This window comes from Bradyrhizobium sp. sGM-13, from assembly GCF_018398875.1.
Taxonomy (GTDB): Bacteria; Pseudomonadota; Alphaproteobacteria; order Rhizobiales; family Xanthobacteraceae; genus Bradyrhizobium.
Genome location: NZ_JAGWDK010000496.1, coordinates 1 through 221 on the forward strand (window position 1 = coordinate 1; position 221 = coordinate 221).

The following is a 221-nucleotide window of genomic DNA, read 5'->3' on the forward strand; positions in this document are numbered from 1 at the left end:
CTGCCCTCTGCCCTATTTGGACTTGCCCGCCGGCAGGAAGCTGACGATCTTCTCGCCAAGCTTGATCAGCGCGACCAACCTCGGCCGCGGCACGTTGAGCATCTGCGTGTACCAACGGTCGACCAGTTCGGTGAAAGCCAGCATTTCCTTCAGCCGTTTGGCGGCGACCGGGCTGATGGTTGGATCGTCAGCCGCGTCGGAAACGCAGGCGCGCAGCGCAT

General features: G+C 62.9%; 1 pseudogene. It reads right to left on the minus strand.

Annotated elements, in window-relative coordinates:
* Positions 1-12: 12 nt before the first annotated feature.
* Positions 13-221, minus strand: a pseudogene (locus KJQ96_RS39780) (ArsR family transcriptional regulator); the annotation flags it as partial.